At 65.5% G+C, this 14,746-nt stretch carries 10 protein-coding genes; 8 read left to right on the forward strand and 2 right to left on the reverse strand.

Features of this window, described 5'->3' with window-relative positions; all coding sequences use genetic code 11:
• Window positions 1-294: 294 nt before the first annotated feature.
• The 5 genes from IQ16_RS24075 (at window position 295) to IQ16_RS24095 (ending at window position 6,117) form a co-directional block, all read left to right on the forward strand.
• Complete coding sequence (locus IQ16_RS24075; RefSeq protein WP_018648467.1) at window positions 295-1,092, forward strand: class I SAM-dependent methyltransferase; 798 nt, start codon at window positions 295-297, stop codon at window positions 1,090-1,092.
• 277 nt (window positions 1,093-1,369) lie between these two features.
• On the forward strand, window positions 1,370-3,733 hold the full coding sequence (locus tag IQ16_RS24080; RefSeq protein ID WP_018648468.1) for an exopolysaccharide transport family protein: 2,364 nt from the start codon (window positions 1,370-1,372) through the stop codon (window positions 3,731-3,733).
• On the forward strand, window positions 3,726-4,532 hold the full coding sequence (locus tag IQ16_RS24085; RefSeq protein ID WP_018648469.1) for a WecB/TagA/CpsF family glycosyltransferase: 807 nt from the start codon (window positions 3,726-3,728) through the stop codon (window positions 4,530-4,532). The genes IQ16_RS24080 and IQ16_RS24085 overlap by 8 nt, the downstream gene beginning before the upstream one ends.
• A gap of 19 nt (window positions 4,533-4,551) precedes the next feature.
• A complete protein-coding gene (gene galE / locus IQ16_RS24090) occupies window positions 4,552-5,544 on the forward strand; it encodes a UDP-glucose 4-epimerase GalE (protein WP_018648470.1) in 993 nt (330 codons plus the stop codon).
• 231 nt (window positions 5,545-5,775) lie between these two features.
• Complete coding sequence (locus tag IQ16_RS24095) at window positions 5,776-6,117, forward strand: hypothetical protein (protein ID WP_018648471.1); 342 nt, start codon at window positions 5,776-5,778, stop codon at window positions 6,115-6,117.
• Here the strand turns inward: IQ16_RS24095 and IQ16_RS24100 are convergent.
• Window positions 6,091-10,206, reverse strand: a complete 4,116-nt coding sequence (locus tag IQ16_RS24100; protein WP_018648472.1) for a bifunctional diguanylate cyclase/phosphodiesterase — start codon at window positions 10,204-10,206, stop codon at window positions 6,091-6,093. The genes IQ16_RS24095 and IQ16_RS24100 overlap by 27 nt on opposite strands.
• Window positions 10,207-10,498: 292 nt before the next feature.
• Here IQ16_RS24100 and IQ16_RS24105 point away from each other — a divergent pair, with 292 nt between their 5' ends.
• From IQ16_RS24105 to IQ16_RS24115, 3 genes are read left to right on the forward strand one after another with little or no spacing between them, the layout of a single operon-like run.
• Complete coding sequence (locus tag IQ16_RS24105) at window positions 10,499-11,551, forward strand: Ldh family oxidoreductase (RefSeq protein WP_018648473.1); 1,053 nt, start codon at window positions 10,499-10,501, stop codon at window positions 11,549-11,551.
• A gap of 21 nt (window positions 11,552-11,572) precedes the next feature.
• The gene (locus tag IQ16_RS24110; protein ID WP_018648474.1) at window positions 11,573-12,940 is read left to right on the forward strand and encodes an LLM class flavin-dependent oxidoreductase; all 1,368 of its coding nucleotides are present in this window, start codon (window positions 11,573-11,575) and stop codon (window positions 12,938-12,940) included.
• 16 nt (window positions 12,941-12,956) lie between these two features.
• Window positions 12,957-13,742, forward strand: a complete 786-nt coding sequence (locus tag IQ16_RS24115) for a fumarylacetoacetate hydrolase family protein (RefSeq protein ID WP_018648475.1) — start codon at window positions 12,957-12,959, stop codon at window positions 13,740-13,742.
• Between the two features lie 408 nt (window positions 13,743-14,150).
• Here the strand turns inward: IQ16_RS24115 and IQ16_RS24125 are convergent, their stop codons facing one another.
• Window positions 14,151-14,606 carry an Lrp/AsnC family transcriptional regulator gene (locus tag IQ16_RS24125; protein WP_018648476.1) on the reverse strand — a complete coding sequence of 152 codons (456 nt, stop codon included), beginning with the start codon at window positions 14,604-14,606 and terminating at the stop codon, window positions 14,151-14,153.
• Window positions 14,607-14,746: the final 140 nt, after the last annotated feature.

The following is a 14,746-nucleotide window of genomic DNA, read 5'->3' on the forward strand; positions in this document are numbered from 1 at the left end:
CGGCGCGAGGCGCGAGGTGGCATCACGCCGCGGATCGTCCGACAGTGCAGACCCGACGCCATGCACTTAACCGTTTTCACCTGCTTCCCCGGCAAATCCATACGCACGTGGTACTGCAATTCGCAGTCCATCATGCGCGGGCGGCGCGATGCGGACAATGCCGTAGTTAACGCCCATGCACATTAACCCGTCCGTAAGCACCACGACCGGTGAGGCGGCGCGGCATCGGATTTGCTCTTCGGGCATGCGAGTTTTTTCCTGTAAATTTGAATAGAACAAGCGCGGTCAGAAAATATGAACAAGCCAACCACGATCGATTTCGCGACAGCCACGGCGATCGACGCCCCCGCCACCCCACACGTCCAGGCGCTGCATGATCTGGTCCCCGGCGAAGCCCGCGACAGCCTTCTTGCTGTTCATGATTTGCTACGTCGCGAGCTGCCACAGGGCCGTCTCGCCATCTATGAAGCCGGCGGCGGCTCGTGCAGCGTTCTGCCGCCGGAATTGCTGAGCCGCAGCAAGGTCACCGTCGTCGACATCGACGAGGACCAGGTTCGCAACAACACCTACGCGGATGAGGCCATCCTCGGCGACGTGCAGACCTACAGCTTCGGGAGCGAAACCTTCGACCTCGTGATCTGTTACAACGTGATCGAGCATCTGCCCCATGTCGACGCAGCACTGCTGAACTTCCGTGATGCGCTCAAGCGCGGCGGGATGATCCTGATCGGCGCGCCCAATCCGCGCTCGCTGTCCGGCGTCGTCACCAAATATTCGCCGCACTGGTTCCACGTCTGGTTCTACCGGCACATCCGCGGCATCAAGGATGCCGGCCTGCCCGGCGAGCCGCCGTTCCCGACCTTCTTCCATCCACTGGTGACGCTGCCGCGGCTCGAAGCGTTCGCGGCCGCCAACGGCCTCGAGATGATCTATCGCCGTGAGGTCGAGAGTCCGCGCTATCCCGAGATGCGCCGGCGCAAGCCGCCGTTCGCGGCGCTCGTCGATGCCGGCGCCGCCGTGCTGAACGCCGTGCTCCCGCGCGGCACCGACGTCCGCCGCGGCGATTATCACGTCATCCTGCGGAAAAGCTGACCGATGCGCGCGCAGTGCATCGCAGGCAACGCGCAGTCTCGCAGCCTCGTTGCGCGCGGTAACGAACCGTTAATCTCTGAGGGACTTCGGCGTCGCAACGACGCGACAAACGGCGGCATGCGCTTAAACGCTTTGTTTGCCATTTCGGTGAATAGTCCCTCAATGAGTATGGTTAATTTTCCCTGTTGCGTTGATTGGGCACCTATATCCCCGGTGCGTGGCGTAAAGCGAAGAGTAACCCCTCAGCCCGCGGCCGTTGGAATGAAAGCTGGGGACGATGCTGGACTATGACCAGCCGATAGATCGGGCGAGACCAGAGGCCCCGCAGCAGAGGCCTGAGGCCGGCTTCAGCGCGCTGGAGCTGGTCAACCTGCTTTGGCGGCGCAAGATCGCAATTGCGGCCGCCGCCCTGCTCGGCGCGACGCTCGCGGTCACGGTCGGCAAGAGCCTGACGCCCCGCTACACCGCCACCGCCCAGCTCTATGTCGACCCGCGCGAACTCCAGCTCGTCGATCGCGAGCTCACGCCCCGCGCGCAGGACGTCTCCGGCATGTCCATGGTGGTGGAGAGCCAGGCGCGCCTGATCACCTCCAACAGCGTGCTGCTCCAGGTGATCCAGCAGGCGGGTCTCGACAAGGATCCCGAATTCGGCGGCGGCGACGGCAAGAGCCTGATGTCGTCGCTGCTCGGCCTGATCGGCCTGCAGCCCCGCGCGCCCTCCGCGACGGAGACGAAGGAAGTGCAGCTCGCGGCGCTCGACGCGCTGAACCGGCACATCACCATCCGCAAGACCGAGAAGAGCTTCATCGTCGACATCGAGGTCTGGTCGACCGATCCGGCGAAGGCGGCGATGCTCGCCAACACGCTGACCAACGTCTACCTCACGGAGTCCCGAAACTCGCAGGCCTCGGCGGCACGCCGCGCCACCAGCGACCTCTCCAGCCGCCTGAAGGAGCTGCGCGAGCGGCTGCGCAATGCCGAGACCGCGCTTGCGACCTACAAGGCGCAGAACAATTTCGTCGGCACCCAGGACGCATTGATCAGCGACCAGCAGCTCTCCGCCAGCAACCAGCGGCTTTCCGCCGCGCGCGCCGCGACGATGGATGCGCAGGCGCGGCTCGACCAGATCGAGGCGAGCCGGCGCACGGCGGCCGATGCCGGCGCAATTCCCGAAGCGCTGCAATCGCCGACCATCGCGAACCTGCGCGCGCAATATGCCGAGGCCCGCAAGAAATATGCGGAGCAGGCCGGCGAACTCGGCCCGCGCCATCCGGCGCTGCGCCAGACCGAGAAGCAGGTCGAGGATCTCAAGCGCACCATCAGCGAGGAGATCGATCGCTTCGCCCAGTCGGCCAAGAATGATCTGACGCGCGCCCGCGATTTTGAGGCGTCGCTGAACCGGGCGCTGGAAGCGCAGAAGCGGCAGAGCGTGCAGCTCAGCCAAGCCGCCGTGCGTTTGCGCGAGCTCGAGCGCGAGGCCGATGCCAGCCGCGACGTCTATCAATCCTTCCTCAAGCGCTCGCGCGAGACCGAGGAGCAGGAGAGCCTGAACACGTCGGCCGCCCGCGTCATCGGTGAAGCCACCGTGCCGCAGCGGCGTTCGTTCCCGCCGGCGATGAGCCTGTTCGCCATGATCGGCTTCATCTTCGGCGCCATCGCCGCATCGGGCTGGTTCGCCGCGGCCGAGCTGCTGTTCGCCGGCGCGCCAGCGCCTGCACCCGCTCGCCGTGAGCGCACACCGGCGCCGCAAGCTCCGCGCGCTCCGGAGCCGCCGCGGGCCAGCGAGATTGCGCAGCCGCAGGTTTCGCGAGCACCGGAGGTCGCGCAGGCTCCGCCGGACGTTGCTGCGCCACCGCTGCAACCTTCAATGGTCGAAAGACCTCTGATCGAAAAGCCGCTGATTGCGCGCCTCCAGGAGGCCGACGTCATCCACACGCTCGGCGCCATTCTCGCCACCGGCGGCGGCGTCGACCTGACGCGGCTGGGCTGGCCGACGCTGCGTCCCGGCTTCCCGCTGACGAGCCTGCTCAATGCCTGGCGCGACATGCGCGCGGCGGTGGCCCGGCGCGCGGGCGGCAAGGCGATGCCGGTCGTCGCATTGCTCGGTCCCGGCGAGACCACCGGACGCAGCGTGACCGCGCTGAATTTCGCGTTCGCAGCCGCGCGCGACGGCGCCCGCGTGCTGATGATCGATGCCGACCATCTGGCGCATTCGCTCTCGAACAAGGTCAACCGTAACGGCAAGAGCGAGCCGAGCAGGCTCGGCTGGCTCTCGAACGGCAGCAGGGCCGCGCGCGAGATCAAGACGGTCAACGGCATCTCGGTGCTACCGGCCGCCGAAGGCGATGCCGGCAAGGCAGCTGAAGCCATCCGCAAGGCGATCGCACAGGCGCGCTCCGCCGGCGGCTACGACCTCGTGGTGCTCGACGGTCCCGTGACGCCGCTCGGCGCCGGCAGCCGCAAGCTGCTCGACGAGGTCGATGCGCTGGTGGCGGTGCTGCCGACCAGCCTGGACATCAACGACGGCCTGGAAGAGATCCTGAGCACGCTCGGCCGCGCCGAGCGCAAGCTCGTCGGCGTTGTGCTCGACGAGCTCACTCCCGCAACCCAAGCGCGCCAGCGAGGCAGACAATATGCTTGAGCGCCGCGTCAATCTGGACGGGCGGGCCGCAACCGCCGACGTGCCGCGGATCACCGTCGGCGGCCTCCGCATGGCTGCGCTCGACCTGGAAGCCACCGCCGATTTCATGATCGAGGCCACCGATCCGCAACATCGCATCGGCCGTCCGCTGTACCTGACCTCGGCCAATGGCGAGGTGCTGGCGCGCTGCTCGACCGAGCCGCAGACCGAGCGCCTGTTCCGCGCGGCCGATTTGATCAATGCCGACGGCCAGCCGCTGGTGGCGGCCTCGAAACTGCAATCCTGGTTTCCGCTGCCCGAGCGCGTCGCGACCACGGACCTGTTCCACGTCGTCGCGCGCAAGGCCGAAGCGGTCGGCCGCACCTTCTACATGTTCGGCGCCAGCGAGGCCGAGAACGCCGCGGCGGTCGCCAACGTCCGCAATCTGTATCCGAACCTGAAGATCGTCGGGCACAGCCACGGCTATCTGCGCGGCGAAGCGCTGCGCGCGAAAGTCGAGGAGATCAACGCGCTCGCGCCCGATTATCTCTGGGTCGCGTTCGGCGTGCCCAACGAGCAGGCATTCGTCGAGGAATTCACGCCGCTGCTCACCAATGTTGGCGTTATCAAGACCTCCGGCGGCTTATTCAACTTTTTGTCGGGCAGCCGGTCCCGCGCGCCGCAATGGATGCAGAGATTCGGACTCGAATGGGCCTGGCGCACATGGCTCGAGCCACGCCGCCTGTTCTGGCGCTATTTGACCACCAACCCCCGCGCGCTCTATCTTCTCTTCAGCCGCAAACGGCCCTTCAATCGCTGAGAGAAGAGTAGCATACGACATGACCGATCGACCGACTGTCCTCGTCACAGGAGGCGCAGGCTATATTGGCTCGCATGCCTGCCGCGCACTGACCGCCGCCGGCTATCAGCCCGTCGTTTATGACAATCTCTCGACAGGTCACCGCAGCTTCGTCGCCGGTCCCCTCGTGACCGGCGATCTGCTCGACGGCGCGGCGCTGGCGCGCGCTTTCGCCGAGCACAAGGTCACCGCCGTGATGCATTTCGCGGCCGCCAGCCTCGTCGGCGAATCCATGACCGATCCGCAGAAATATTACATCAACAACGTGCAGGGCACGTTGTCGCTGTTGCAGGCGATGCGCAACGCCGGCTGCCATCGCATCGTGTTCTCCTCGACCGGCGCCGTCTACGGCAATGCCGATTCCAAAGAGCTGCCGGAAGACTTCCCCTGCGCGCCGATCAACCCCTACGGCGCATCGAAATGGATGATCGAGCGCATGCTCGCCGATTATCGCGCAGCCTATGGCTTCGGTGCATTCTGCCTGCGTTATTTCAATGCCAGCGGGGCCGATCCCGCCGGCGGCATCGGCGAGCTGCGCGACAACGAGACCCATCTCATTCCGCGCGCCATGATGGCACTGCAGGGCCATGTCGACTTCGCCGTGTTCGGCGACGATTACAACACGCCCGACGGCACCGCGATCCGCGACTACATTCATGTCACGGACCTCGCCGCCGCGCATGTCGCCGCGCTGAAGCTGCTGGAAACGGGACATGCCGGCGGCAGCTTCAACCTCGGCACCGGCGCGGGCTTCTCGGTGCGCCAGATCCTCGACGCCATCAGGCAGGAGACCGGGCGCGAGGTGCCGCACACGGTCAAGCCGCGCCGCGCCGGCGACCCCACTTACCTGGTCGCCGATCCCTCTGCCGCGCGAAAAGTCCTGAACTTCGTGCCGCATCACTCCGACCTGCCGACGGTGATCCGCACCGCCTGGGCGTGGCACCAGAAGGCCCATCCGCTCAGGGCACGTTAAGCAACCGTAACATCCGCACCTTGCCTGCCGAGCCTCCAAACGGCTAAAATGGAGGCTCGCTGCCGCCGTTGGCGTATCGCCGACGGCCGCATTCTTGGGCATCACCGACGATGAGGTCGGGATGCATGGCTCCCGCCGGTTGCGCGAGCCGATTTTTCCTGGTGTCAGGACCACAATCGAATCTGCGTGACGGCCTGTCATCAGGCGCGGATTCGAAGGAGTATCGATCCAATGCATCAGGCTGCACGCCTGGAGTTCGAGCGCGTGATGGATGAGTTCGTCCGCTGGCATGTCGTGCCCGAGGACGAGCGCTCGCCCGCGCCTGCCTGGTGGTGGGGACCCGCCATGGCGGTGGTCGACGATCAGGAGCCGATGAGCAGCGCATGGTGCGCCGAGCTCGGCCTGAGCGAGGGCACGAGCTTCGCCGACGGCGCGCGCACAATTCTGGCGCTGTTCGTCGAGCAGACGTCGCTGACGGGACCCCAGGATTTTCCGAGCATCGCCGAGGGCGCCGATCACGACGTCCGCGAGCTGCACCCGCAGCCGTCAGACGACAGCGCGTTTCAGCCGTAGCGCCGCAGCCGCGGTGGCAACCGGATCCGGTTCGGGCTGAAGCGGCGGTGCGACCGGCAGCACCATCGGCCGCAACAATTCGGCCATCTGTTTCGCCGGCAGCGGCTTCGCAATCAGGAAGCCCTGCATCTCGTCGCAGCCGTGGCTGCGCAGAAACGCCTCCTGCTCGGCGTTCTCGACGCCTTCGGCGACGACCGTCATGCCGAGCGCCTTGCCCATGCTGATGATCGCCTGCGCGATCGCCTGATCCTCCGAATCCTGCGGCAGGTCACGCACGAAGGAGCGGTCGATCTTGATGGTGTCGATCGGGAAGTGCTTCATCAGCGACATCGACGAATAGCCGGTGCCGAAATCGTCGATCGCAAGGCGGATGCCGCGACTCTGGATCGCGTCGAGCACCTTGAGCGCACGTCCGACATTGCGCATCATCATGCTCTCGGTGACCTCGAGCTGGAGCAGCACCGGCGACATGCCGGAGGCCGCCAACGCCTCGTCGACGTCCTGCAACAGATGCTCGTCGGCGAACTGCCGCGGCGACAGATTCACAGCCATCGACAGCGGCAGCAGGCCGCGGCGCTGCCAGGCCATCGCCTGCGCGCACGCCTCGTTCAGCACCCAGCGACCGATCGGCACGATCAGCCCGGTTTCCTCCGCGAGCGGAATGAACTGTGCGGGCGAGACGCTGCCGAGATCGGGATGGGTCCAGCGCAGCAGCGCCTCCACGCCGGTGATCTGGCCGGTCGCCATGTCCACCTTGGGCTGATAGTTCAGCGAGAACTGCTCTCGCTCCAGCGCGCGGCGCAGCGCGCTCTCCAGCGACAGCCGCTCGATGGACTGGGTCTTCACTTCCTTGGAGAAGAAGCGGTAGCCGTTCTTGCCGTCTTCCTTGGCGAGATACATCGCCATGTCGGCGTTCTTGGTCAGCGTCTGCGCGTCGGAGCCGTTGGCCGGGTACATCGCGATGCCGATCGAGGCCGTGGTATGGCACTCGTGACCGGCGAGCTCCATGGGCTCGGAGAGCGCCGTGAGCAGCCCGGTCGCGATGCGCTGGACGTCGTCGATCTCGCCGCACTGGTCGAGGATGACCACGAACTCGTCGCCGCCGAGCCGCGCCACCACGTCGCTGGCCCGCAGCGCGCCGCGCAAGCGGTTCGCCACTTCGAGCAGCAGCAGGTCGCCCGCTTCGTGGCCTAGCGAGTCGTTGATGACCTTGAAGCGGTCGAGATCGATGAACAGCACCGCAAATCGGTGATCATGGCGCTGCGCGGTGTCGATCGCCGCGCGCAGCAGCCCGTTGAAGGTCTCGCGGTTCGGCAAGTCGGTCAGGCTGTCGTGCGAGGCGAGATACTCGATCCGCTCGTCCGCCTGGTTCTTCTCGTCGGCCCGATCGAAATTCTCCATCGCGAAGGAGACGTTGTCGGCCAGGCGCTGCAGCAGCTCGACGAACTCTTCCGTGAAGGTATTCGGCTCGGTCGACATGTAGATCATGACGCCAACGGCACGGTCGTGCGCGATCAGCGGGAACGCCGCGCCCGACCGCGCGCCGTCGCCGCGCACGATGGCGTGGAAGACACGGACGCGATCGTCGTTGAGGTAGTCGTTGCTGATGCAGGGCTGGCGCGTGCGGAACGCCGTGCCGCTCATGCCGCGCCCCTCAGGGCGTTCGGGGTCGATGGAGAGACGGATGTTGCGGGTGGTGTCCGCGGACGGTCCGGCCGCCGCCACGATCTCGAGCTGATCGCTGCCTTCCACCGCCAGCGCGATCGTCGTCGAGGTGAATTTCGCGCCGTTCGACGCGGCGAGGCAGACGAGGTCGAACAGCTCGGCCCGCGACTTGGCCCGCATGATCGCCTCGTTGGTAGCGCTCAGCGCCGCGAACATGCGCCTCAGACGTTCCTTCTGCGCCTCGGTGCGGGCCTTTTCCTCGGCCCGGTCGAAATTGTCGAGCGCGAACGAGACGTTCTCGGCAAGCCGCCCCAGCAGTTGAATGAGATCCTGCGTAAACGCGCCCTCATCGGGCGAGAGGAACAGCAACACGCCGACAGCCTCGCCGCCGTTGCTGAGCAACGGGAAGCAGGCGCCTGATTTCGTCCCTTGCATGCGCGCGATCTGGTGCCAGTGCGCGGTGCGGATGTCGGTTAGGATCTCATTGGCGATGCAAGGCGCGCGCGTACGGAAGGAGGTGCCGGTGAGCCCGCGACCCTCCGGGTCATCGGCCGAAGTCGAGAAGCGCCATTCCTTGATCAGGCCGCAGCTCTCACCCTTGGTCATGGCAATGTCGAGATAGTGCCCCGTCGCATCCACCATGGCGATGGTCGCGGAGGAGAAGGTGCCACCGAGCACCGCCGCCTCGCAGACCACCTCGAACAATTCGGCGCGGGTCTTCACCCGCATGATCGCCTCGTTGGTCGCGCTCAGCGCCTCAAGCATGCCCCTGAGACGATTGCGCTGCATCTCGGCCTTGGCCTTCGCCTCGGCACGGTCGAAATTCTCCAGCGCGAAAGAGACGTTGGCCTGGAGCCTGCGCAGCAGCTCGACGAGTTCGTGCGTGAAGGCGCCGCACTCCGGCGAGTTGAACAGGAAGACGCCCTCGACCCGGTCGCCGTTGAACAGCGGCAGCGCCGCGGAGGACGCGATGCCGTTGCGGCGGGCGCTGGCCTGCCAGGGCGCGATGCGGTCGTCGGCGAGCACGTCGTTGCTGACGGCAGGCTGGCGCGTGCGGAACGCGGTGCCGGTCAGCCCGCGTCCTTCCGCCACCTGCTCCGAGGTCGAGAACTTGAAGTTGCGAACCTGGTCGGCATTCGGTCCGTAGCTGGCGACCACGCGCAGCAGCTCGGCGCGCCGGTCGACCAGCGCGATGCTGGCGGAAGTGAACTTGGCGCCTTTGGCCGTCGCCTCGCAGACGAGGTCGAACAGCTCGGACCGCGACCGTGCGCGCAGGATCGCCTCGTTGGTGGCACTGAGCGCCGCATACATGCGCGCCAGGCGCTCTTCTTCGGCTGCGATCCTGGCCTTCTCGGCCTCGCGGCCGAAATTCTCGATCGCGAACGAGACGTTCTCCGCCATGCGCAGCAGCAGCGCGACGATCTCTTCGTCCTTGGCCCAGGAGCGGCTGATGAAGAACAGCAGCACGCCGACGCTTTCGCCACGCTTGATCAGCGGCGCGACCACGCAGGCGGCGACGCCGGTGTTGACGTTGGCCTGCTCCCACGGCGAGCCCTTCGTGCGGCTGGCGAGATCGTCCTCGACGACGGCTTTCTGCGTCCGGAACACCTCGCCGGAGATGCCCTTGCCATAGGGATTGTCCGGGTCGACCGAATAGCGCGACTGGGTGACGAGCTCGAGGTTCTGCCCGGTGGCCGCGACAGGCTTCATCCAGTGCGAATCCGGCTCGCGGAGCAGCACGATGGTCGCCAGCGATTTGCCGCTGTGCACGGAGGCGTCACAGACGAGCTGGTACAGCTCCAGCTCGGTCTTGGCCCGCAGGATCGCTTCGTTGGTGGCGCTGATGGCACCGAACATGCGGTTGAGCCGCCGTGTCGCCCGTTCGCTGATCTGCTGCGCGGTCTCGCGCGCGAAATTGTCCAGCGCGTAGGAAATGTTCGCCGACATGCGCTCGAACAGCGACACCATCTGCTCGTTCAGCGAGTTGGCCTCGCGTCGCGTCACGTACAGCACGCCGACGCTTTTGCCGTTGCAGAGCAGCGGCAACGCCGCCGCCGCACCGATATGCGCCTTGGTGGCACCCTTACGCCACGCCAGCGAGCGCGGGTCGTTCAGATAGTCGTTGCTGATGCACAGCTTCTGATCGCGAAATGCCTCGCCGCCGACGCCCGATCCTTCCGGCGTGCCGGCGTCGGTCGTGATCACGAGCGAGCTCAGCCGCGGGATATCGTCGCCGCAGCCGGCCGCAAAGCGCAGCCGCCGGCCGTCGGGGCCCACCAGGAACACGGCCACGGCCAAAAAGTCCCCGCTCGAAAAGCCGGCGTCGCAGACCTTCTGGTACAGCTCGTCCGGCGATCTCGCATAGAGGATCGCTTCATTGATGGCGCTCAGCGCCGCAAAGGTGCGCGCGAGGGTCGTCGGCACGATCTCAGCTCCCGGGCATTTCTGCCTATTTCTCCCGGTGCCTTTATGAGCGGCGATCGCCTAAGTGGTCGTTATTCCGCCGCGCAAACCATCTATCAAAGTGAACGAGCTGCGAACGAGCGGCGCTAAACTCTCGAAAATACCGCCGTGCGGGGCAAATCTTCGACCAAAGGCGTGTTCCGTTTACGAATTTGCAGCCCTGTATTGGTTTACGGGAGATTGATATCGCTCTGGCGCTTTGAGACGATGGCCCCCAACAAGCCCGATAAGGGCACCACGTCGGGGAAACGCCATGCCGCTCGTCAGGGCCGACCGCCTCACGCGCATCAGCGCCGCGCTGCTCCAGGCGGCCGGGGCTTCCGAGGAAGAGGCCGACGCCGTCGCGACCGGCTGCGTCAACGCCAACCTCGCCGGCCACGATTCCCACGGCGTGATCGCCATTCCCACCTATATCGACCGCATCAAGGCAGGGCACATCGTTCCCGGCGCCAAGTGGACCATCGTCCAGGAATCGCCGACCACGACCGTGATCGACGGCCGTTGGGGCTTCGGCTTCCACGTCAACGCCAAGGCGATGGCGCTGACCATCGAGAAGGCGAAGACGGCGAACGTCGCCGCCTGCACCGTGTTCCGGCAAAGCCATGTCGGCCGCCTCGCCGCCTATCCCTTGATGGCGATGCGCGAAGGCATGATCGGGATTGCGACGGCGGACTCCGGCCGCTCGCCGAAGCACGTGGCCCCGTTCGGCGGCAAGGAAGCGCGGCTCGGCACCAACCCGATCTCGATCGCGGTGCCGTCCGACCTCGAGGCGCCGTTCTATCTGGACATGGCGACCTCGGCGGTTGCGGCCGGCAAGATCCAGCTCGCGGTCGCGCGCGGCGAGGAGATCCCGACCGGATGGATCATCGATGCCGAGGGACGGCACACCACCGATCCCACGCAATATCGCAAGGGCGGCGCGCTGCTGCCGCTCGGCGGCACCGAGGGTTACAAGGGCAGCGGCCTCGCCGCCATGGTCGAGGTGCTGTGCGGCCTGCTCACCGGCCTCGGCTTCGGCGTCGAGCCGACGGGGCGGCACAATGACGGCTGCTTCATGGCCGTGTTCAATGTCGCCGCCTTCCGGCCGCTGAAGGAATTCAAGCGCGAGGTCGCCGAGTTCGCGCAGTACCTGAAATCGACGCCGCCCTCCGAGGGCAGCAAGGGCGTCTACTATCCCGGCGAGATCGAGGGCCTGCGCGAGCAGCAGCGCCTGCGCGACGGCATCGAGGTCGAGGACGCGACCTGGGACAAGCTGCGCACGCTGGCGCGCGAGTACCGGCTCGACACGGTCCTTGGCCTTGCCTGACGCAATTCGGAGAACAGCAGCATGAATCGGCAGATGGTACTGGTCGGCTTCCTCCAGGCGCAGAACTGCACGAACTTGCCGAGCTCGTGGCGGCATCCGGACTCGCGCAACGACTCCATGTCCGCGGATTACTATCAGGCGATCGCCAGGATCCTCGAAGCCGGCAAATTCCACATGGCCTTCTTCGACGATCGCCTGGCGATGCCGGACCGCTACGGCAACGACCACGCCCACACCGTCGAATACGGCATCCGCTGCGTGAAGATGGATCCGCTGATCGTGCTGACGACGATGGGCATGGTCACCGAGCAGCTCGGGCTGGGCGCGACCTGCTCGACCACCTATTACGAGCCGTTCGACGTCGCCCGCCGCTTCGCGACGCTTGACCTGATGTCGGGCGGGCGCGCGGGCTGGAACGTCGTGACGTCGCTGAACGACGGCGAGGCGCTCAACATGGGGCGCGATTCCCATCCCGAACATGATTCCCGCTACGACAAGGCCGACGAGTTCATGGAGGTCGTGCTCGGCCATTGGGATACGTGGGAGGACGGCGCGATCATCATGGACAAGACAAGCGGCCGCTTTGCCGATCCGAGCAAGGTGAAGCGGCTCGATCACAAGGGAGCGTCCTTCAAGTCCCGCGGGCCGTTCACCGTGCCGCGCTCGCAACAAGGCCATCCCGTGATCATCCAGGCCGGCGCCTCCGGCCGTGGCCAGCGCTTTGCCGGCCGCTGGGGCGAGGTGATCTTCACCGCCGCGCGCAACCTCGCCGCCGCCAAGGAAGGCTATGGGGCCGTACGCAACGAGGCCGCGAAGGCCGGCCGCGATCCCGACCAGATGTTTCTCTGCAACTTGACGACGCCGGTCTGCGCCGCGACCAAGGCCGAAGCCGAGGACAAGATGGCGCTGATCAACAAGCTGCCGCTTGAGATCGACGCACTGTCGCTGCTCGCCGAAGCCCTCAATTACGATTTTGCGTCGAAGGATCTCGACGAGCCGCTTACGACGGAAGAATTGAAGAGCATGCAGGGCATCCTGGGCATTCGCGACGGCGTGCTGAAGAATTCGGGCAAGAGCAATCCGAGCGCGCGCGACTTCGTCACCTTCTCCGGCCGTGGCCAGGTGCATGACGCCATGGTCGGCGGCCCCAAGGAGATCGCGGACAGACTGGAAGAGATGTTCGTCGAGCGCGGCTGTGACGGCTTTGTCATCGCCGCGACCTATGTGCCAGGCTCCTACGCCGATTTCGTACAGCATGTCGTGCCGGAGCTGCAGCGGCGCGGACTGTTCCAGAAGGACTATCGCGGCAAGACGCTGCGGGAAAATCTCGGGCTCGAGCGGCCGGCCGCCGGCGCCTGGAAGGTGCAGCCGCGCGATGCCGCGGAATAACAAAAAGGGACACACCATGCGCTGGCTGAAATTCACCGCCGCGGGCAAGACCTCCTGGGGAATCGTCGAGGGCGACAAGGTGATCGCCGTTGACGGCGATCCATTCGGCGAATGGCAGCGCAGCTCGCGCACGCATCCGCTTGGCGAGGTCAAGATCGAGCTGCCGCTGATCCCGCGCACCTTCTATTGCGTCGGCCTGAGTTACCTCAAACACCTGAAGGAAGCCGCCGACAAGCGCGGCGAGGTGCCGGCCGTGCCCGACCGTCCCGAGATCGGCTATCGCGCGCAGAACGCGCTGATCGCGCATGACGAGGAGGTCGTGATCCCGTCATTGGCGACGGACAAGATCCATTATGAAGGCGAGCTCGTCGTCGTCATCGGGAAGAAGGTGAAGCACCTCACCAAAGAGAACGCGATGGACTGCGTGTTCGGCTACACCATCGGCAACGACGTCAGCGAGCGCAGCTGGCAGAAGGCGGACCGCAGCCTGTGGCGCTCGAAGAACGCCGACACCTTCAAGCCGATGGGCCCGTGGATCGAGACCGATGCCAACCTTGCGAAGATGCAGACGATCGTCCGGGTCAACGGCAAGGAGACCAACCGCTTCTACACCAACGACATGATCTTCGGCGTGGTGCCGTTCCTGGTCGAGCTGACCAAGTATTTCACGCTATGGCCCGGCGACGTGATCTGGATGGGCACCGACGGTGCCTCGCCCGACATCACGCATGGCGACGTCGTGGAGATCGACATCACGGGCGTGGGGACGTTGCGGAACAGGTTTGTGCGGGAGCAGCGGTAGCGCACGTCGCACTCACGGTGTCGTCCCGGCGAAGGCCGGGACCCATACCGCGTGATCTATCGATTGCAGTTGGTGCTAGTCCCGAACGACCAAGCTTCGCCAAACAGCTCTCTGTGGTTATGGGTCCCGGCCTTCGCCGGGACGACGACGGAGCGGTGCCGTAGGGTGGGCAAAGCGAAGCGTGCCCACCATCACATGCGCCCCGTATGAATGAGGTGCACCCACAACGTCATTGCGAGCGCAGCGAAGCAATCCAGACTGCCTCTGCGGAAAGACTCTGGATTGCTTCGCTGCGCTCGCAATGACGGGGAAGCGTCATCGTATTCACAAGTTCTATCGCGACGACGGAGCGAGATGGTGGGCACGGCGCAGGCGCGCCTTTGCCCACCCTACGGCACCTCCCGAGTATCAAAACGGCAGCGCCACACTCGTCTTGATCTCCTTCAGCACCACGTTGCTGCGGACGTAGCGGATGCCGGGAATGCGGAACATGAACTCGTCGAGGAAGCGGTTATAGGCCGCCATGTCCTGCACGACGACGCGCAGATGGTAGTCGGCATCGCCCGTGGTCGCGAAACATTCCAGCACCTCGCGGCGCGTCGTGACCCTGGCCACGAACTCGTCCACGAATTTCGCATCGTGCCGCTCCAGCGAGACGTGGAGGATGGCCGACATCGCAAAGCCCGCCTGCTCGCGCGCGACCAGCGCCGCATAGCCCTGGATGACGCCGCTCTCCTCCAGCGCCCGCACCCGGCGCCAGCAGGCCGAGGTGGACATGCCGACCTCGTCGGCGAGCTGCTGGTTGGTGGCGCGCCCGTCCCTCTGCAGATGGGCGAGTATTCGTATGTCCTGTTCTTCGATCATGGCGACCTCTCAAGTCGGGAACATCTACCAAATTTGATGACACCACGCAAAATTCTACCGAATTTGTGATCCATGCGGGATAAATAGGAAAGACCTACCAGCTGTCCAGGCATAACCTTCCATCATCAGGGGGTTGCCGC

Source organism: Bradyrhizobium huanghuaihaiense, assembly GCF_007830635.1.
In the GTDB taxonomy this organism is placed as follows: Bacteria; Pseudomonadota; Alphaproteobacteria; order Rhizobiales; family Xanthobacteraceae; genus Bradyrhizobium; species Bradyrhizobium huanghuaihaiense.

What these genes read in the sequence shown, in the direction of transcription:
- IQ16_RS24095 (WP_018648471.1), top strand. Translation starts at nt 5,776, where the DNA reads ATGCATCAGGCTGCACGCCTGGAGTTCGAGCGCGTGATGGATGAGTTC.
- IQ16_RS24115 (WP_018648475.1), top strand. Translation starts at nt 12,957, where the DNA reads ATGCGCTGGCTGAAATTCACCGCCGCGGGCAAGACCTCCTGGGGAATC.
- IQ16_RS24110 (WP_018648474.1), top strand. Translation starts at nt 11,573, where the DNA reads ATGAATCGGCAGATGGTACTGGTCGGCTTCCTCCAGGCGCAGAACTGC.
- IQ16_RS24085 (WP_018648469.1), top strand. Translation starts at nt 3,726, where the DNA reads ATGCTTGAGCGCCGCGTCAATCTGGACGGGCGGGCCGCAACCGCCGAC.
- galE (WP_018648470.1), top strand. Translation starts at nt 4,552, where the DNA reads ATGACCGATCGACCGACTGTCCTCGTCACAGGAGGCGCAGGCTATATT.
- IQ16_RS24080 (WP_018648468.1), top strand. Translation starts at nt 1,370, where the DNA reads ATGCTGGACTATGACCAGCCGATAGATCGGGCGAGACCAGAGGCCCCG.
- IQ16_RS24105 (WP_018648473.1), top strand. Translation starts at nt 10,499, where the DNA reads ATGCCGCTCGTCAGGGCCGACCGCCTCACGCGCATCAGCGCCGCGCTG.
- IQ16_RS24075 (WP_018648467.1), top strand. Translation starts at nt 295, where the DNA reads ATGAACAAGCCAACCACGATCGATTTCGCGACAGCCACGGCGATCGAC.
- IQ16_RS24125 (WP_018648476.1), bottom strand. Translation starts at nt 14,606, where the DNA reads ATGATCGAAGAACAGGACATACGAATACTCGCCCATCTGCAGAGGGAC.